The following is an 18796-nucleotide window of genomic DNA, read 5'->3' on the forward strand; positions in this document are numbered from 1 at the left end:
GTGGGGTGGGTATCATTGCGGGGTGGGGGTAGTTTTTTTGAGTTGGGTGGAGGCTGGTTGTGGTGTTGGCGTGGCGTTTTCGTGATCTATAGGGTGACATTTCGACACACCTCGACATAACATTCTTTCTGTGGGCGGAGAAAGAATAGCAGCTGTTATCATGGTTGGATTAGGTCTCGTTTCCATGGAATTAATACGTGGTGTGGCGACGATCGAACCTGCGGTGACGACGAGTCGGTCGACAGGTGTCTCGCTGCCGACTTCGTTCCTGACAGGGATGTGGAGTGGACCTGCCGTTTCGGACGACGTATCGCCCAGTTTTGGTGAGGGGCGTTCTCGAGCGGATCGATCCGGTGTGGCCCGTGAACGTGGTTTGTCTCCTGGTGGAGGTAACCGTCGATGAGCGATCACTATCCGGATCCGCCGCGTACCGAGTGGGGTGATCTCGCAGTGTTGACCGATGCGGCCGATCCGTCGGTGTTCGAAGACCGCTGGGGGTCCGTCCTGGACGAAGAAGGATGGAAACAACTGCAGTCTCAAATTCTCGAGGACGGGTCCCTCGAGGCGCGCCCCGATCAGGGGCCGTTCGACGGCGCGAAGTACCACGCGACGGATACGAACGCCGTCTTTCAGTGGGACGACTCGGCCGAGATGTGGCGACCGCTGGGCGGCGGGACGTTGGCCGATCCGGTTCCCGGGACGAACTATCTCGAGTCGATACGGAGCCAGGAGTCGAACGGCGTCGTCTACGCCTCGCCGGGGGACGTTCAGTCGGCGATCGACGACGTGTACGAAGCGGCCAAAGAGTGAGAAGAGGCCGAGGACGGTGAGGCGTACGAAGAGGTCGGTGGGATGGTGAAACTGTACCCAGACGAGGTTTACAGTTTCACTGGGCTCAACGTGTTGGAGAAGGTGACCTTCGATTTCAACGGTGCGACAAACGTCGTCCACGAGGACGAAGACTGTGTGTACGTCTGTGAGGGGTCGACCGTCCTCGAGCCGCGGATCGCCATCGAGGATACGTTTACGTCGAACGTCTGGAATATCAACGCTAACGTAGCCGGTGGCTTTTCCGGGACGCGGGCGAACCGTATCGTCGGTGGCCGGACGATCGGCGGCGACTACTACGACCCGGAGGGAACGTGTTTTCACTTCTACGCGGACAGCGAGACGTACGATCCCGACGCCACCCTGTCGGACGATCCGTCCAGCCGAGCGAGAGTCGAGTTTTTCGAGGTCATCGGGCACGCGATTTCCCGGTTCGATACCGCAGTTCGGATCGAGTCGATCAATGGTGGTTCGGACGATGAGGACTTCGCATACGTCAACAACAACAGCTTCCGTGGCGGGACGGCGAGACACTGTCGGCGCTTCGTCGAGGTCTGCGGTAACTCGTCGGCGAATCAGAACCGATTCGACATCGACGTTCAGCCGGAGGTTTTCCGGGTGGACGACGACGATAACCCAGTCGATATGACGGAGGTCGTCTGGTACACGGAGAACGGCTCCCGGAATATCTGGACGGGCCAGATGTGGGACTTTCACGCCACGGAGAACGGGGCCTGGCAGATCGAAGAGGGGACTGGCTCGTGGAACCATATTATCGTACGGACGCGATCGATCAGGGAGGATCGTATCGATCGACCGGAGGAGGGGGATCCGACGAACTTCATCTGGTATCCTCCGCGTGAGGGCCAGCGCTTCGAAACGTTCGTCGACTTCGATCGGACGTACTACACCGACGATGCCGAGCTCAGATTCGAGTTGCCGAATCCGATGACCTTCGCGACGAACGTTCGGCTGGAGGTTAGATACCTGGACGATGAGAACGGCGGGAACAATCCGCTCACTCTCCAGTTCGATTCGGATGGCGTCGGCGATGGTGATTACTGGTACACGCTCGAGGACGAGGAGTTGAACGGTCACCACGAACGAGGGGCCGACGGTATCGTGCTGATCGAGCCGACGTCTTCGGCCAGATACGACTGGAACGACGGCGTCTGGACGATCTCTAACTCCTCCAGTTCTGGAGAGGGGAGTACGATGAGCGTGTACGGAAGTGGGGCCGCGTCCAACCGAATCGAGGGGCGTCACCTCCGAAAGGGTGGAACGTCGTCGACGATGACAGATACGAAGAACCTAGAGATCGTCCTCTCCGCATCCGCGGAGGGCGGTGGAGACGATGTTGCGATTGCGGCTGCGGTGTTTATGGACCGCGATCGGGACGACGTACTCAGCGAGCTGTACTGATTTCCCGAGGGTGATCGGTTCGAGCGTTCGATTGAGCGATCCACAGCCCCGTTGTCTGATGCGGTTTGCGGTCCATCAGTTCCGGTGGGATCGAAGGACGGGCCGCGGGCGGCACATCGGTACAGTATTCCGTACGAGGCGTCCGCGCCACGACCCGTTCTAACGGCGTCGACTCGAGCCCCGTCTCTGTCACTGGGGACCGTAACCGTTATGCGCGCAACTCGCCAACTTTTAGTCGCGCCAAGGTGGCAGAGTCCGGCCGAACGCAGCTGCCTGCAGAGCAGCCCACCGCCGGTTCAAATCCGGCCCTTGGCTTTCTGCGACGAACGACCGTGAGGAGCGAAAGCGAAACCAGGATTTGAACTCTGGGACGAGCGAAGCGAGGTCCCTCCGGTTCAAATCCGGCCCTTGGCTCTCATACGTTCCCCTAACGCCCAAGACGACTTCGTCTGAACACTTCTCATCTCGAGGCGATATGAGCGGTTGTCGAGAGGACCTCTCTCGAGAAGATCGCCTACGTTGAACCGGCGTCGGACTCGTCGCTCATTTCCAGGATCTCCGCCGCTACGTCTTCTACGTGCTGTTGGTGGTCCGCCGACGTCTGTACGCTTTGAACCGCCCCGAGTTGATCGTTGATGACGGCGTTCTGTTGTGGTCTCCACGCTCGGGTGGCTCGGACTCGATGTATTCGACCCAACGCTTGATGCTCTCGATGCGCTGCTCACAGTTGTGTTCGTGCTTCGCCTCGAGGTGTTTACGCGCGTTTGAGCCGGTCATATTTAGTTTCGACGTCGAGTCACGTTACCCACTCTTCGGGGTGGAACACACTGACACTGTCCTCACAAAGGGTGTAGAGGTAGACCCCGTCCTCGACGTCCTTTTTCCCACCGCAATCGAACGTATACGCGATCCGGAGCGCTAATCGACCTATTGGAACTGTTTTGGCACCGATTCGGGCCGTGATCGCGTTTTCGAGGGCCGCGCGGTCGAGATCGTTTTGTATCCTCGTCGTGTGGATACTTTCCACCACCGGTAGCCGCCGCTCCCGTTCCCGCAGTGTCGTCCTTTCGGATTGACCGTATCTGGCTCGAGACACGGCTCTCTCCTGAAATCACCCTCGTTCCACCCCTCCGCTTAAAAACTGCCTTCACTCGGGCCCTCAGCATCTCGCAGACGATGTTCGTTCGTGAGCGAGGTATCAGATGTAATTCCCAACGGACGGTCGAAGCGGCAGACGGGATCGACACCGTCGCGATGATCCGCCGTCGACTACGCGTCCCGACCCAGTTCGGCGAGCAGGTGCGAGACGTGAATTCGATCGCTCGTCCCCTGGTGCATTTCGAACTCGATGTCGGCGGCCAGCCGGTGGATGCGGGCGAGTTTCCGGCCCTGATAGCGCTTTCGGGCGACGTCGAGAATCGACTCGACGACCTCCTCGCCGTCGAGTCCTTCGTCGACGAGCAGGTCGTCGAGGGTCTTGCGGGCGTCGGTAAACTCGCCGGCTTCGGCGGCCTCGAGCATCGACTCGATCTCGTCGTCGAGGCCGACCTCGCCGATGGTCTCGTAGGCCGCACTCATGGAGAGTTCACCTTCGGATTCGACCGTCGTCTGGGCCGCGAGGATCGCCTTGCGGAGGTTTCCGCTGGCGTAGCCGGCGACGAACTCGAGGCCGTCCTCGTCGTACTCGACGCCTTCCGCGTCGACGATGCGGGTGAGGACGTCGACGGTTTCTGCAGTCGTGGGCGAGCGAAACGAGACGGGAAAACACCGCGAGCGGATCGGCGGGATCAGTTTGGTCGGCTGGCGTGTCGCGACGATAAACTGGGTGGTCCGGTGGTGTTGTTCCATGATGCGGCGCAACGCCTGCTGGAAGTCCTCGCGGACGTCTTCTGCGTTGTCTAGCAGGATCGTCTTGTACTCGCCGGAGACGGCGGCGTAACTCGCAGACTCTTTCAGGACGCGGTTGATCATGTCCCGCTTCGAGAGGTTCGATCGCCCGACGAGAAACTGGGCGAAGCGGGGGTCGTTCTTGATCTCGGTTTTGGTTCGGCCGAAGAAGTCGGCGACGTTGATCTCGACTAGATCGTTGTCCGGATCGGTGTGGGCTTCTCGAGCGAGTGCGCGTGCTGCGGCCGTCTTTCCGCTCCCGGGGGGACCGTACAGGAGGAGATTGATCGGCTCCTCGACGGCCCGCGTTAGATACTCGCGGGCGTCGTCCTGTGGCAACTCGGCCAGCTCGGGGGCGTGGGTGTCGGTCCACAGCGGCGCGTCCATCGGGTTCCGGTAGGGAGGGCACGGGTAAGAATCGGTCGGTCCATCTCAACCGTTTCCGTCGCTTTGGTCGTCGGCTTCGGGATCGTCGCTCTCGCCGTTGCTCTCGTCGTCTGCTGTCACGTCCGCGATCGTGAACGCGGTTTCGACGGTCTCGTTGTCGTGTTCGATCGGCTCTGCGCCGTCGGGCTCTTCGGGATCTCCCTCGTAGAGTGTCGCGATCAGTTCCTCGTCCTCGTCGACCGACTCCTCGAGTTCGATCGTCACGTTTTCGTGTTCGCCGGGGCCGAGTTCGTCGCTCGTCCCGAGTACGGACTCGTTGTCCTCGATGGCGACGAAGCCGTCCGTGGGGATGGCGACGCTGACTGTAACGTTTTCGTCGTCCGCGTCCACGATGTCGACTGTGGGCTCGGTGTGGAACTCGAGGATAATCGGTTCGACAGCGCCGTCGCCGTCGGTGTAGACGCCGAAGGTCTGTTCGCCGGGTGACGATCCGGTCGTGTTGATCGCGAACGTTACTTCGCGGGTCTCACCGCCGTCCAGTTCGAGTGCCTGTTGCTCGAGGACCGCGCCGTCGACGCGGAAGTCGACGGATTGCTGGGTATCGAACTCCGTCGGATTGCGGATTTCAGCGACGATATCGATCGTTTCGTTCGTCGTGGCTTCCGTGGGGATTTCGAGGGATTCGACTACGAACGAGTCGGTAAGCGCGTCGTCGTCGGTCGTCGTGACCGTGGCGGTGTCGCTGACCGGGAAGCCGTCCGAGAGATACGGCCGGTCTTCCTCGCCGTCCGTCTCGTCGTAGGCGTAGGTCTCGTCCTCGGTGGTGTCCTGGTGGACTGTCGCGGTCAACTGGCCGAACAGTTCCGGTTCGTCGTCCTCCTCGAGTTCGACGGTGACGTTCTCGTGTGTGCCACTCGAGAGGTACTCCGAGACGACGATCGGATCCGTGCTCCCGTCGGTGATCACGACGAAACCACCATCGGAGAGAGTCAGTTCGTCGATGGTCACGTTCGTCCCGTCACCTTGCTGATCGTCGAACACGATCGACGCCTCGGGGTCCTGGTCGATGCCGAAGATCGCAGGTGCCTGTCCGACGATGATCCCTGCCGCGAGAACGATCGCGATAGCGATCAGGATCGCACCGATGCGTTTTACCGTTCCGAACGTCGATCTCGTGCTCATCTGGGGGTGTTGTCGCTCGTCTTCTGGTAGGGACTGGAGGGACGTAAAACGCGCCCTCCGTTCGCAGGATTCGGGCCGTTCTCTTCGATCACCTGATACCGGGTGGGTAGTTTCGATCGGCCGTCCAATCGTCACCGATCACAGCCGAAACCGGCCTCCACGACGACTCGTTTTCGCCGCCACTGATCCGTCGAACCGTTCACGTTGATCCGAAGCGGGTTTAGCCCCGGCTCCCGGAGGATCAACGCATGTCTCTGCGCGTGACGTTTCTGGGTACGGCCGGGGCGATTCCGACGACCGAACGGAATCCGAGCGCGTTGTTCGTCGCCCGCGAAGGCGACCAGTTGCTGTTCGACGCCGGTGAGGGGACCCAGCGCCAGATGATGCGGTTCGGAACGGGGTTTTCGATCTCTCATCTGTTCGTGACACATCTCCACGGCGACCACGTCCTCGGGATCCCCGGATTGTTACAGACGATGGACTTCAACGACCGGGAGGATCAACTCGTAATTCACACCCCGCGGGGCACGCGTCGCAAACTCGAGTCTCTCGTTTACGCGCTGGACAGCCGCCCGTCGTTTCCGGTTCGAATCGACGCGGTCGGCGACGGTGACGTTGCCTATCGGGCCGACGAGTACGAGGTTCGGGCGTTCGGGACCGATCACGACGCACGGTCGGTCGGCTACGCGCTCGTCGAGGACGAACGAAAGGGGCGATTCGACCGCGAGCGTGCGGAGGAACTCGGCGTTCCGGCCGGGCCGAAGTTCTCACAACTCCACGAGGGTCGATCGGTCGAACTCGAGGACGGAACGATCGTCGAACCCGAGCAGGTCGTCGGCGAACCTCGGCCTGGGCGGTCGATCGTCTACACCGGGGATACGCGCCCGACGGCGGCGACGATCGAGGTCGCAGCGGAGCCGGAGTTGCTCGTTCACGACGCGACGTTCGCGGAGAATCGTGCCGACCGCGCTGCGAAGACGGCGCACTCGACGGCGCGTCAAGCCGCCGAAATCGCCAATCGGGCGAACGCAAAGCGGTTAGCGCTTATCCACCTCTCCTCGCGGTATGCCGGAGACGTCGGTGACCACGTTACACAGGCCCGTGCGGTTTTCGAGAACGCGTTCGTTCCCGACGACGGGGAGACACTCGAGATCGACTACCCCGACAGCCGATAGCGTACGACCGGCTCCGACGGACCGACTTTCTCTCGGGGCGAGTGCTCTTCAATTGTTCCATACGTGTTTATCATTATAGATTGTGTGTTTCGGATGTGACGAACCGCGTTCCCCGATTGTCATCCGAGCTGTGGTCGATCCCGGCCGTTTCGTGGACACCGATTGCTCCTCCCAGACGGAAATGGTAGGTCTTTTACCCTCATCGGGGCACCGTACACACGAGATGAGTTACGAGAATATCGAGGTCCCTGAAGGGGGAGAGAAGATCACGCTGAAAGAGGGTACCGAGGACGAACTCGAGGTTCCTGACAATCCGATTATCCCGATTATCCACGGTGACGGCGTCGGGAGCGATGTCGGTCCTGCGGCGCAAAAAGTACTCGACGCCGCCGCGGAAGCGACCGGCCACGAGATCAACTGGATGCGCGTCTACGCTGGCGAGTCCGCCCGCGAGCGCTACGACGAGAACCTCCCCGACGAGACCGTCGAGGCGATCAAGGACCACCGCGTCGCGATCAAGGGCCCACTGACGACGCCCGTCGGCGCTGGCTTCCGCTCGCTGAACGTCGGTCTGCGCAAGCTGCTCGACCTCTACGCGAACGTTCGTCCGACCTACCACTTGGACGGCGTTCCGTCGCCAGTCTCCGAGCCGGAACAGATGGATATGGTCACTTTCCGTGAGAACACGGAGGACGTCTACGCCGGCATCGAGTGGGAGCAAGGCACCGACGAAGTCGAGCAGGTCAAGGAGTTCGTCGAAGAGGAGATGGGCGAAGACGACGTCATCCACGACGGCCCCGTCGGCATCGGCATCAAGCCGATCACGGAGTTCGGAACCAAGCGCCTCGTCCGCCGTGCCATCGACTATGCCTTAGAGCACGGCCGTGACTCCGTTACCCTCGTCCACAAGGGCAACATCATGAAGTTCACCGAGGGCCAGTTCCGCGACTGGGGCTACGAGGTCGCCAACGAGGAGTACGGTGACGAGGTCATCACCGAGGACACCCTCTGGGAGGAACGCGACGGCGAAGCGCCAGACGATGCCGTCGTCGTCAACGACCGCATCGCGGACAACATGCTCCAGCAGCTTCTTACGCGAACGGACAACTACGACGTCATCGCGACGATGAACTTAAACGGTGACTACATGTCCGACGCCGCCGGCGCCCAGATTGGCGGCCTCGGCATCGCACCCGGCGCCAACTTCGGCGACGGCCGCCTGCTCGCCGAACCCGTCCACGGCTCCGCACCCAAATACGAAGGCCAGGACAAGGTCAACCCGACCGCGATGATCCTCTCGGGTCGTATGATGCTCGAGTACATCGGCTGGAGCGACGCCGCCGACCTCGTCCGCGACGCCGTCGAAGAGACGATTTCCTCCGGAAAAGTGACCTACGACCTGGAGCGCCAGCTCGAGGACGCCGAGAAGCTCGCGACCAGCGAGTACGCCGAGGAAGTCGTCGCGAACATTGAAAAGTTGTCGTAGACAACTTTTCATGCAGTCAGAACGCGCAGGCGTTCTGACGATATCGAGATGCTGTCGCAACTCGCGTCCGTCCGCTTGCGTGGCAAACCACGCAAACTCTGAGGTTTACTGTTCTTTCGTCGTCTCGTTGTACACCCCTCCACCCAGAACCTGCCATCTCGAGTGTCACTTCCGCCGTTGTACCGGTGTGTAGTAGGATAACGGAGTCGGTCGTGACACTGATATTAGTCAGCGACAGCCCGTACCGATGGTCGACCGTCAACAGAGGTGGTGTCGAACTCGATCGTTCGGAGTCGATCGTCTCGGATCAGCCCCAATTATTCGGCAGGCGGATCGTAATCCTCGCAGTCAGTCCCGTTGATTTCGGAGTCGCCGTTGCAGCGGATGTTGCCCGGTTCGACGTACGCATCGCCGTCGACGGTCCCATCGTCAAGGTCGAGTTCCCCGTAATCTTCGGCGATCTCGACGTCTTCTTCGACGACCGTCCCGTCGTGAATGTCGACGTCCTGATTCACCGAGACTGTTCCATCGACGGTCGTCCCTTCGATCGTCGTATCGAGGTTTTGTATTGCGTGTACGTCTCCGACCTGGCTGTCCCTGATCGTAATCTCCTCTGCCTCGACGTAGCCGTCGACGACGACGTCCTCGAGGGTCGCTGGTCCAGCACTCCCGCCGTCCAGCGTGCTGACGTCACCACTAATCTGACTCTCGGTAGCTTCGACCCCGTTTTCGGCATCGAGACTGCCGCCGACAGTCGCGTTGTGAAGCGTCGCATCGCCAGTGTCCGGATTGACGTCTCCGCCGACCTCACTGTCGGCTATGTCGACACCGGATTGGGCGTCGAGATCCCCGGTGACGTTTGCATTGCGAAGCGTCGCATCACCGCCGGAAGCGTTGACACTTCCAACCACATCACTATCGATAATTTCGACCCAGTCGTTCGTGGTGATGTCGTCTTCGACGGTCGCATCGGTGAGGACGACGACGTCGTACTCCGAACTAATGCCGCCCTCGACGTCTCCGCTTTCGATTGCGACTCGATACCCAGCAGTGATTTCTCCCTCGACGTCACTGTTGATCGATTCGACCTCGTTATCGACGGTGAGGTCGTCGTACAGGTCCGCGTCCTCAAGGTGGGCTTCGCGTTGACCGGTCGCCGCCTCGGTAATGTATCCGTCGGTGACGTTCACGTTACCGTAGGTGTTGACGCTGCCGTTGACGAACCCATCGTCTATCATCAACCCATTTACGGTATTGTTGTTCCCGATGTTGCCGATAACGCCGCCGCCACGGACGACGTGCACGTAATGTGGTTCGTTGATGTCGCACTCGATAACCTCCTCGACGACGATCACTTCCTTGCCGTCGATCATCTCGGTATCGTTGAGGATCGTCGAGCAGTTACCGGTGACCGGTGGATTCTCCGGCGGTCCACTGGGTGGTGGACTCCCACCGTTGCCGCCACCACCGCCGCTCCCCTCGTCGACGGTCAACGTCGCCAGTAGGTGCTGGGTTTCGCCGTCTTCCGACTCCCAGACGACGCGAATCTCGCCGTCCGGGTTCGTCGGCTCGAGTTCCACGCGTTCGCCCGATCGCAACGCGTCCTCGCTCCAGCCCTCCTCGGTTTCGTTGCCAACCAGTCGGACCTGGTCGGGATCGAGTTCGTCACCCGCGTAGTTGGACAGTTCGTAGCCGTCACCATCGGCTGACTCTTTGACCTCGAGGCCGGTATCCGGTGCCGGTTCCGGCGTCTCGGTTAGCCCCATCAGGACGGTCGCGGTAACCGTCACGACCGCCACGGTAATGGCGATCATCAACACGACGGCGATGACCGGGGAGACCGCCCGTTCGTCTCCCGTCGCGTGTCTTTTCTTCCCTCCAGAAAACATTTGCTAGAAATACTCTCCTCACTCATATAAAATTGTTCGTTACCGTGTGCCACTCGAGAGCGCGGAATTCACACACGGCCTCCCTTCTATCTTCTCCGGTTCGGTCGTAACGTTCTCGCCGCCGGACTGCTTACGGCCGTTCGATGGTCGAGATACGTCTCGCCGAGAACGATCGCGAACGGGCGGACGCCTTCGCGGTTCGCCACCGCGTGTTCGTCGAGGAACAGGGCGTCGACGAGGACCTCGAGTACGACGAACACGATGCCGAGGCGACTCACTTCGTTGCCTACGACGACGGGGAACCGATCGGGGCGGCCAGACTTCGGACGCTCGCGGGCGAGTGTGGCAAAGTCGAACGAGTCGCGGTCGTCCAGTCGCGCCGGGGGGAAGGGATCGGCCGAGCGCTGATGGAGACACTCGAGGACGAGGCCGAGTCGCGCGGCCTGTCATCGTTCATCTTACACTCACAGACGCGGGTAGCCGAGTTCTACCGGCGTCTCGGATACGAACGATGCGGCCCGGAGTTCGAGGAAGCAGGGATCCCGCACGTCGAAATGCAAAAGTAATCGCGAGACTGGATTGCATCTCGGGAGGTCCGCGCTTCGTGAGCTCGGTTGTGAGCGGTCAGCGTTGTCGTGTATGGACCCACCAGTCGCTGTCGGTCTCACAGATACCGCCAAATATTGACGACGATACTAACAACCATCAGTGATCTTTTTCTATGTTGCGTTCGAGCGGACAGCCATGCCTACACCGCCGACTCCCTACGACGACGTTCCAAACTTTATCGTGGATCGATTCGACGATCATTCGAAAGACGAACTCCGAGCGATTGCGACGTACGCGGAAACGCTCGACGGATCGCTCGACGTCCCCGATTACATCGTCCAGGCGTTTGCGATCCAGGACGAGGAAACGCGGACGGTGGTCGCGATCTACGCCAACGAGTTGGCCACCTATCTCGAGGAACTCGAGGATCAAGCGGACGACGACGACGAGGACGAAGACTTCTCTCCCGGGCGAATGGGCGGCGCATTTTTCGGTTGACGATCTCACGATGACGCTCGTCTCCCACGGCCCCGACAGCGTTGGGACGGAAAGTCGCCGACCGCTCTTGTTTGCCGAGCACCGACCGCGTCTGATCGTCCTCGGGACGCGTTGCTCGAGTCGAGGTATTACTCCTGCCAGCTCGGGCTCTCCCGGGGCGGGCTGAAGATGTCGACGCCGCGGACGGCTTCGTCGCCGCGGTTCTCGACCGCGTGGGCTTGTCCGCCCGGGATCGCATAGGAGTCCCCCGCCGCACAGGCGATCTCGTCGCCGTCGGTGAGAAACACCAACTGACCCTCGTAGATGAACCCTGTCTGTTCGTGGGGATGGCTGTGCTCGTCGACGACTGCACCGGGTTCGATCTCGAAGTGTTGGACGTTCATCGACTCGGAGCCGGCCATCAACGCCAGGTGGACGCCGTCTGTGGCTTCCGTGCGCTCGAGGTCGGAGAGGGAAACGCGTTCCATAGACGGCGTACGATCACCTTCCGCTAAACGTTTCCCGATAACACTCCGTCCGAGAGTCGCCGCTCACAGTCCCAGCCAGACCATCGCGAGCAGGCCGACAGCGGTCAGGCCGCTGCCGGCCATCGCGTTCCACCGGACGAGCATGTCGACCGACGACCGGACGTCCTCGAGGCTTCCCGTGGCGACTACGAACGCCGGTGACTCGCCCGCATCGGCGACGACGCGGTTCGACGCGTAGCCGTGACCGACCGACTCGCAGTGTCCGACGACGGTGACTTCGTCACCGGGTTGAATGTGAGCTTCGCGGTACGACCGATCCCGGGAGGTAGAGCCAATTCCGAGTTCGTCGACCCGTTCTACGACGTGGGCGGGCGGGCGCTCGTCGCCCTCGACTTCGATCGTCACGTCCCGCGCGAAGACGTCCGCCGGATCCGCCGGGAGGACGTCGGCGGCTTCGGGGTCGACCAGGAGTTCCCCGCTGCCGTCGTCCACGTAGAACTGCGTCGCGTCTGAGTCCACCGCTACGGGAACCATCGTAGAGCTGGAGCTTCGCGAGTTGGGTATCCACCGTCGTTCCTGGACGCTTGCCGCGTACGCCAGACAGGGTTCGTCCGAGAACGGTCCGACGAGCGCGTCGTCGACGGGCCGAACGTCGCCCGTGACTCGAACCGGCCCGTCGTGGATGAACCCCGCTCGATCCGACTCGATCCCGAGCGCCCGATACCAGTCCGCGTTCGACGCGGCGATCGTCAGCAACCCGACGCCGCCGACGAACGAGGCGGCTGCGAGCCAAAACCACACCGAGTCGGGAAACGGCCCGAGAACGCGAAGGGGAGCGAAGACGGCCATCACGAGGATGCACGCGGCGAACCCCGCCCAGGCCCCGACTCGAGTCCGTCGACTGACGATCCGCAACTCGTTCCCGATGCGAACGTAGTATAGACAGGCGAGAAACGGAATACCGACGAACACCAGCAGGAACGCGGCGGCGAACGCGTAGATCACCAGCGTTCCCGTCGGTGGAACGACACTGGACATCATTATCCGTAGCTGATGTGATCGATAGAAAAACGTTCCCCTTCGGCGACCGATCTCGGCTCGGCTCGGGTCGAGTGGCGTCGGGCGGTATCGAGCCGTATCGATCGGTTCCGGTCTGCGTCGACGGCTGTCCGATCCGATTCATCGGATCTGCTCGCCCGCTCGCAACCTGCCACGTCCGGTCCGGTCGCCGAAGATTGAACTGTCGTCACGACCCACTCGAAGACATGTACGCCGTCGTCGGCTGTAGCGAGTGTTCGAATCTCTGGATCATCGAGGGACGATCGGAGACGACCCAGTGTCCTCGCTGTGGGTCTCGCCGGCCCTACGAGAAACGAAAGAAGTTCGTCGAGACGGACGACGCGAATCACGCTCGAGACGTTCGTGCCTCGATGCTCGCGAACCGCCAGGGCGAGGGCGAGGCGTTCGCGAATCTCGACTCGTTTTCCGACCTCGAGGGAGACGTCGCTGACGGCGTGGTCGACGAGACGGAGTACCTCGAGGCGTCCGGACTCGACGTCGAGGAGGTCGAAGCGGCCGGCGACCGCGACCCGCGAGGCCCGTCACGAACCGGGAGCAAGACGGAAATCGTCGAACGGGCGCTCGAGAATCTCGAGAGACCGACCGAGGACGAGATCGTTGCCTACGCCGACGAACGCGGCGTCTCCGCTTCGTACGTCCGGGACGCCCTCGAGAAACTCGTTCGTCGGGGCGCAGTTAGCGAGAGTGGGGGGCGATACCGGACGCTGTAGGGGCGACGTTTCGCGGGTAACCGCCGGCGTCCGCTCGTCGGTCGGATCTGTCGGCCGTCGAGACGGGAACGGCAGGACTTTGGGCCGAGCGGCCGAATCTCGAGTCGATGACGGAGGAGGTCGACGTTCAGGAGCTCGCGATCGGCGTCGGGACGGTGCTCGCGCTGGTCCTCTACGGCTACGGTACGTTCGTCCGCGAGACGATCCTGGGCGTCGACGCCCGGATGCTTGCGGTGCTCTCGTTTGCGGCGACGTTTCTCGCCGTCGCCGTCCTCCACGGCGCCTACGGTCGTCGGGACTTCGCGCTCGCCCACGCCGCCGCCGGCGTCGGCCTCGTGTTCGTCGTGGTCGCCTCGAGCGGTCCACAGGTACTCTTGGGTATCGTCCTGCTCGCAGGCGGCGGTGCGTACGTGGCGATCAAGACGTTGCGGGCTCGCCGAACGGTCGGCGACGCCACTGGGTAGCGCGATCCGTCGGTTCGTCGCGGACGGGGCACCCGAGTGCCTCGTTGTCTTTCTTGTCCTGGCATACTGATTACTTTCAGTTATTCCCGACGCAGCCGCGACCCGGGCGGCGGGTGTGCCGGGACATCGGGACAGCAATCCGTATCAGTGTGTCTCGCTCCCGGCCATCGACCTGAGGACGGCGATACGCCGTTCGGTCGTCGGATGTGTTCGAAAGAGATCGCTGGCACGCCGTTTCTCGTCGGGTGGGAGGATGTCGAGTGCACCCGCGGATCGCCTGAAATCGCGCAGGTCCTCGTCGGGTCGGCCCCGAACGTCGTGGAGCGTCTCGAGTGCGCTCGCGAGCGCGCCCGGCGAGCCGGTCAGTTCCGCCGCGGCCCTGTCCGCCGCGAACTCGCGCCCGCGAGAGAGGAATCCGACACCGAGTTGGCACGCAAGCAGTTGCGCCGTCGTCACGGCTGTCAGCACGGTCCAGACGAAAACGTGGGCGACGTAGGCGAAAACGCCCAGCCCGTGGAAGAACTGAAACGCCGGTCGCTCGCGGGAGCCGAGGTGTTCGGCGACGAGCATCGGAACCAGAAGCAGGGTGACGAGCCGACCATCGCCGTTCGCGAGGTGGCTCACCTCGTGGGCCAGGACGGCTTCGATCTCCTCGTCCTCGAGCGCCCGGACGACGCCACGGGTGATGACGATCGTTCCGTTCGACCGGCCGCCGAGTGCGTACGATTCCGGACGGCGGCGGTTGACGATCCGAACCTCCGGCTCGGCGATATCCGCCTGCTGGGACAGGCGTCGCGCCATCGTCGCGATCTCTGGGTGGCGTTCCGTCGCCAGCGTTCCGGTGGTCCCGATCTCCGCGTTGAATCGCCGGATCTCCGCTCTGATGGGGTCGCGGTAGAACAGGGGGAGTGAGACGATGCCGATCACCATCGCGATCGGTCCGGCGTTCGATACCCACAGCCCCCAGAGTTCGCCTCCCGGAACGCCGCCGCCGAACGAGAGCACGTAGCCTCTCACCACCGCGAACGCGACGGTGATCGCGAGGTAGACGGCGGTGCCGATCACGGCCGCCGCGAACAATACGATCGTGAGCGCGACGATCGACATAATCGCGAACGAGCCGATCATGCGGGCAAACAGCCACGGTCGCGTACTCGGCTCGAGTCCCATTCTGTTCTCGAGGAGACGTGTGCAACCGACGACCAATAGCGTTACGTGATCGACGTGTTCCTCACGTTCGGGCCGGGTCCCGATTTCAAAGCCAGTCCGTTTCCCGGTTGCAGAGGAAGAGTTTCCGCTGATTCGAGACCACGAGGTCACGGCGGCGCGTGCAGTCTACCGGCCGAGGTCTTCGTGTGCGCTCGCGAGGTGTCTGGAAGCCAGCGCCGCGAGCAAGGAGAGTTCGCCGGCGAGTGCCCCCACCGCGATGATCTCGGCGAGTGCGTCGGCGTTCGAGCCGGCCGGTTCGCCCCCGCCCCGCACGCCGAGGATCTCGAGCGCTTCGGACTGGGTCGGGAGCTTCGTCCCGCCGCCGACGGTCCCGACCTCGAGGGAGGCCAGTGAGACGCTGGCGTAGAGGTCAGCGGGCGCGTTCTCGTCGCCGTCTGCGGGCGCTCGAGTGTCCATAGTCGTGATCGCGTTCGCGCCCTCGACGACCTGTGCCTCGTCTTGGCCGGTCGCGAGGAAGGCCGCGGCGACGACGTTCGCGGCGTGGGCGTTGAAGCCCAGACTGCCCGCCTTGGCGCTCCCGATCAGGTTCTTGCGGGTGTTCGCCTCCGCAATCGCCTCGGCGGTCGTGTGGAGGCGGTCCTCGACGATCTCGCCGGGGATCACCACGTCGGCCGTGACGGACCGCCCGCGGCCCTCGACGGCGTTGATCGCGGCTGGTTTCTTGTCCGAACAGAGGTTCCCGGAGAGGGCGACGAGATCGGCCGGCGTCTCGCGTTCGACGACCTCGCAGGCCTCGCCCGTCGCGATGGTGGCCATGTTCATCCCCATCGCGTCTTTCGTGTCGTAGGCGAATCGCAGGTAGACCGAGTCGCCGACGACGTACGGTTCGACGCCGAGCAACTCGCCGTGGCTCGTCGTCGACTCGGCGGCCTCGCGTAGCGCCTCGAGGTTGCCCTCGACCCACTCGACGGTTTCGGCGGCCTCCGCGACGCCCGCGACCCGAAACACGGGGGCGCGGGTCATCCCGTGTTTCGTCACGCGGGCGTCCGCTCCGCCCGCCGAGCGGATCACCGAGAGGCCGCGATTGACCGAGGCGAGCAGCGCTCCCTCCGTGGTCGCCAGCGGGAGGTAGTGCTCGCCGTCGGCCGCGCCGCCGTGGACGGGAACCGGGCCGGCGACGCCCATCGGCACCTGGGCCGCCCCGATCATGTTCTCGACGTTCGGCTCTGCACGTTCGGCGGGAAAGCCGTACTCGCCGACCGTCTCGAGATCGGCACCCGTCTCGCGCTCGACGAGTCGCCGGCGGGCCGCGGCCGCGACGTCGTGGTCGGCGTGTTCCTCGAGTTCGTGGATTCGCAACTCGCCGTCGCGTACCCGGTCGGCGAGGGAGTCCGGATCGGTCATGGCTCACTCGAGACGGTGGTCCGTCCTAAGTATTGCTGATTCTCACTGTCGTCCCGCCCGCAAGTTCGCGTATCGGAGCGCTCGACGCTGTCTAGTCTACAGAGAGACAGCGAGAGTGCCTCGGGGATTGACCCCGAGGGTGAATCGCGTAAGCTTTACTACTCATCCAACCGTACTGAAGGATACAGTTGCGACGGGGATTGAAGACCTCAATCCGAAGCAACTGCTGGCAGTTGCGAGGAATGCGACACCTCTCAAAACCCGCTATGGCGGTGAGACGGGTGTTGTCGGGCGGGGTGGAGCCGTCGACCCTCACGGACGCGCCGGGCGTTCGGGTGTTAATTCCAACCGACCCATCGCGGGGAGGACGAGGGGAATTAAATTCGCCTGCGACAGCACGGCCCGTTTTGAGACGTGCGGTCAAAACGGTGAAGCCGCGGGGCTTGCCCCCGCGGTACTTCACTGGTGTCGCGTCTCCACAACCGTTTTCCGCCTCGCCGTCGCGCGTTCTGTCATGACTGCGGCCGCGGATCTGCTGGTGACGAACGCGGAGATACACTCCCTGGCGAACCCCGACGACGTTTGCGAGGCCATGGCCGTCCGCGACGGCGAGATCGTCCGCCTCGGGAACACCTACGAGATCGAGTTCCTCGAGGGCGTCGAGACCGACGTGATCGACTGCGGCGGCCGGGTCGTCCTCCCCGGGTTCGTCGACGCCCACACCCACCTCGAGCAACTCGGCCAGCACCTGGTTCACGCGGACCTCTCGAGTGCCGACAGCGCCGACGACTGTCTCGAGTTGCTCGCCGCGGAGGCCGAGCGAACCGACGACGGCGACGAAGGTGACAGCAACGACGGCCGCGAGTGGATCCTCGGCTTCGGCTACGACGAGAGCGAGTGGGACGATCCCGCGGCGGGTCGGCTGACCCGCGAGCAACTCGACGCCGTCAGCGAGGACCGTCCCGTCGCCGCGCTCCGCGTCGACCTCCACACCGCCTCGTTGAACTCGGTCGCCATCGAGTATCTGGCCGAGGAGATGCCCGACGACGACCTCGAGTGCGAGGCTGGTCAGCCGACGGGGGTCGCCGTCGAGGATGCGGCCGCAGCGGTTCGGCGGGAGATCACCGCCGACCGCGCGACAATGTGTGAGGTGCTCGAGGCGGCGACGGCCCACGCGGTCGAACGCGGCGTCACGTGCGTCCACGACAAGATTCGCGGGTCGACGGCGCCGCAGGTCTACCGCGAGATGGCCGCCGACGGGGCGCTCCCCTTGCGCGTGCGTATCGACTACTGGAGCGACCACCTCGAGTCGCTCGTCGACGTCGGCCTCGGGACCAACGATGGCGACGCCCTCGTGGAGACCGGCGCGATCAAGAGCTTCTCCGACGGGAGCATCGGGAGTCGGACCGCCAAACTTCGGGTGCCGTATGCGGACCTCGACGTGGCACCGGACGGCGACGGACCAGACGACGACCGCGCTGGTGAGGAAACCGCGGGCGACCGGGGGTATGCGACCGGCCAGTGGATGGTCGACCCCACGGATCTCGCCGCACTCGTCGAGCACGCCGACGGCGCCGGCTATCAGCTGTCGGTCCACGCCATCGGCGACGAAGCCGTCGAGGAGACGCTGTCGGCGCTCGAGCGAACCGACGACCCCGCGGGCGCACGCCACCGGATCGAACACCTCGAACTCGCGACCGACGACCACCTCGAGCGGATGGCCGAGGCGGGAATCGTCGCCTCGATGCAGCCGAACTTCCACCGGTGGGCCGACGACGGCGGCCTCTACGACCGTCGAATCGGGAAACGACGGCGACGGCGGACGAACCGGCTCCGACGGGTGCTCGAGGCCGGCGTCCCGCTCGCGTTCGGCTCGGATTGTATGCCGCTCGATCCCCTGTTCGGCGTCCACCACGCGGTGAACGCGCCGACCGAAGCCCAGCGTCTCTCCGTGACGGAGGCGTTGCGGGCGTACACCCGCGGGGGAGCGTACGCCGGATTCGACGAGGACCGGTTCGGGACGCTCGCGGTCGGCAACCGGGGGGATTTCGTCGTGCTCGAGGAGTCGCCGTGGGATCGACCGGAGCGGATCGACGAGATCGAGGTGGTGACGACGGCCGTCGACGGTGACGTCGTCTTCGACGAACGTGACGGGTAGCTGTCGTCTTCGTTGATATACACGAGTTTTGTAACCTCTC

16 protein-coding genes, 1 tRNA gene and 1 pseudogene are annotated in these 18796 nt (G+C 63.2%); 10 read left to right on the forward strand and 8 right to left on the reverse strand.

The window, feature by feature from the left end; all coding sequences use genetic code 11:
• Window positions 1-399: 399 nt before the first annotated feature.
• From FYC77_RS09950 to FYC77_RS09960, 3 genes are all read left to right on the forward strand, one after another.
• Window positions 400-810, forward strand: a complete 411-nt coding sequence (locus tag FYC77_RS09950; RefSeq protein WP_149081355.1) for a hypothetical protein — start codon at window positions 400-402, stop codon at window positions 808-810.
• Window positions 811-912: 102 nt separating this feature from the next.
• On the forward strand, window positions 913-2250 hold the full coding sequence (locus tag FYC77_RS09955) for a hypothetical protein (protein WP_149081356.1): 1338 nt from the start codon (window positions 913-915) through the stop codon (window positions 2248-2250).
• 239 nt (window positions 2251-2489) lie between these two features.
• A tRNA-Cys gene (locus FYC77_RS09960) sits at window positions 2490-2565 on the forward strand.
• A 199-nt stretch (window positions 2566-2764) separates the two neighbouring features.
• On the opposite strand, the pseudogene FYC77_RS21035 reads toward FYC77_RS09960, so the two are convergent.
• The 3 genes and pseudogenes from FYC77_RS21035 to FYC77_RS09975 all read right to left on the reverse strand — a co-directional run bounded on the left by FYC77_RS21035 (window position 2765) and on the right by FYC77_RS09975 (window position 5706).
• Window positions 2765-3027: pseudogene (locus FYC77_RS21035) on the reverse strand (hypothetical protein).
• Window positions 3028-3519: 492 nt separating this feature from the next.
• Complete coding sequence (locus tag FYC77_RS09970) at window positions 3520-4524, reverse strand: AAA family ATPase (protein WP_149081357.1); 1005 nt, start codon at window positions 4522-4524, stop codon at window positions 3520-3522.
• A 45-nt stretch (window positions 4525-4569) separates the two neighbouring features.
• Window positions 4570-5706, reverse strand: a complete 1137-nt coding sequence (locus FYC77_RS09975) for a DUF7282 domain-containing protein (RefSeq protein WP_149081358.1) — start codon at window positions 5704-5706, stop codon at window positions 4570-4572.
• Between the two features lie 248 nt (window positions 5707-5954).
• On the opposite strand from FYC77_RS09975, the gene rnz reads away from it, so the two are divergent.
• Both rnz and icd read left to right on the forward strand, forming a co-directional pair.
• Window positions 5955-6881 (forward strand): ribonuclease Z, encoded by a 927-nt coding sequence (gene rnz, locus FYC77_RS09980; protein WP_149081359.1) that lies wholly within the window; start codon window positions 5955-5957, stop codon window positions 6879-6881.
• A 223-nt stretch (window positions 6882-7104) separates the two neighbouring features.
• Window positions 7105-8367, forward strand: a complete 1263-nt coding sequence (icd, locus tag FYC77_RS09985) for an isocitrate dehydrogenase (NADP(+)) (RefSeq protein WP_149081360.1) — start codon at window positions 7105-7107, stop codon at window positions 8365-8367.
• A gap of 317 nt (window positions 8368-8684) precedes the next feature.
• On the opposite strand, the gene FYC77_RS09990 is transcribed toward icd, so the two are convergent.
• Complete coding sequence (locus tag FYC77_RS09990; protein ID WP_149081361.1) at window positions 8685-10256, reverse strand: type IV pilin; 1572 nt, start codon at window positions 10254-10256, stop codon at window positions 8685-8687.
• 143 nt (window positions 10257-10399) lie between these two features.
• On the opposite strand from FYC77_RS09990, the gene FYC77_RS09995 reads away from it, so the two are divergent.
• Together FYC77_RS09995 and FYC77_RS10000 are read left to right on the forward strand one after the other, a co-directional pair.
• Window positions 10400-10822, forward strand: coding sequence for a GNAT family N-acetyltransferase (locus tag FYC77_RS09995; protein ID WP_149081362.1), 423 nt, complete (start codon window positions 10400-10402; stop codon window positions 10820-10822).
• A gap of 178 nt (window positions 10823-11000) precedes the next feature.
• A complete protein-coding gene (locus FYC77_RS10000; RefSeq protein ID WP_149081363.1) occupies window positions 11001-11303 on the forward strand; it encodes a hypothetical protein in 303 nt (100 codons plus the stop codon).
• A 128-nt stretch (window positions 11304-11431) separates the two neighbouring features.
• On the opposite strand, the gene FYC77_RS10005 is transcribed toward FYC77_RS10000, so the two are convergent.
• Together FYC77_RS10005 and FYC77_RS10010 are read right to left on the reverse strand one after the other, a co-directional pair.
• Complete coding sequence (locus FYC77_RS10005; protein ID WP_149081364.1) at window positions 11432-11770, reverse strand: cupin domain-containing protein; 339 nt, start codon at window positions 11768-11770, stop codon at window positions 11432-11434.
• Window positions 11771-11833: 63 nt separating this feature from the next.
• Entirely contained in the window at window positions 11834-12811 is a 978-nt protein-coding gene (locus FYC77_RS10010) for a GIDE domain-containing protein (RefSeq protein ID WP_149081365.1), read from the reverse strand.
• 224 nt (window positions 12812-13035) lie between these two features.
• On the opposite strand from FYC77_RS10010, the gene FYC77_RS10015 reads away from it, so the two are divergent.
• Together FYC77_RS10015 and FYC77_RS10020 are read left to right on the forward strand one after the other, a co-directional pair.
• Window positions 13036-13560, forward strand: coding sequence for a DUF5817 domain-containing protein (locus FYC77_RS10015; protein WP_149081366.1), 525 nt, complete (start codon window positions 13036-13038; stop codon window positions 13558-13560).
• Window positions 13561-13667: 107 nt separating this feature from the next.
• Window positions 13668-14024, forward strand: coding sequence for a hypothetical protein (locus tag FYC77_RS10020; protein WP_149081367.1), 357 nt, complete (start codon window positions 13668-13670; stop codon window positions 14022-14024).
• Between the two features lie 144 nt (window positions 14025-14168).
• Here FYC77_RS10020 and FYC77_RS10025 read toward each other — a convergent pair whose 3' ends face one another.
• Window positions 14169-15194 (reverse strand): M48 family metallopeptidase, encoded by a 1026-nt coding sequence (locus FYC77_RS10025; protein ID WP_149081368.1) that lies wholly within the window; start codon window positions 15192-15194, stop codon window positions 14169-14171.
• Between the two features lie 165 nt (window positions 15195-15359).
• The gene (gene hmgA / locus FYC77_RS10030) at window positions 15360-16598 is read right to left on the reverse strand and encodes a hydroxymethylglutaryl-CoA reductase (NADPH) (protein WP_149081369.1); all 1239 of its coding nucleotides are present in this window, start codon (window positions 16596-16598) and stop codon (window positions 15360-15362) included.
• Window positions 16599-17112: 514 nt separating this feature from the next.
• Here hmgA and FYC77_RS10035 point away from each other — a divergent pair.
• Entirely contained in the window at window positions 17113-18756 is a 1644-nt protein-coding gene (locus tag FYC77_RS10035) for an amidohydrolase (protein ID WP_149081370.1), read from the forward strand.
• Window positions 18757-18796 lie beyond the last annotated feature (40 nt).

Origin of the sequence: Natrialba swarupiae (assembly GCF_008245225.1) — an archaeon.
Taxonomy (GTDB): Archaea; Halobacteriota; Halobacteria; order Halobacteriales; family Natrialbaceae; genus Natrarchaeobius; species Natrarchaeobius swarupiae.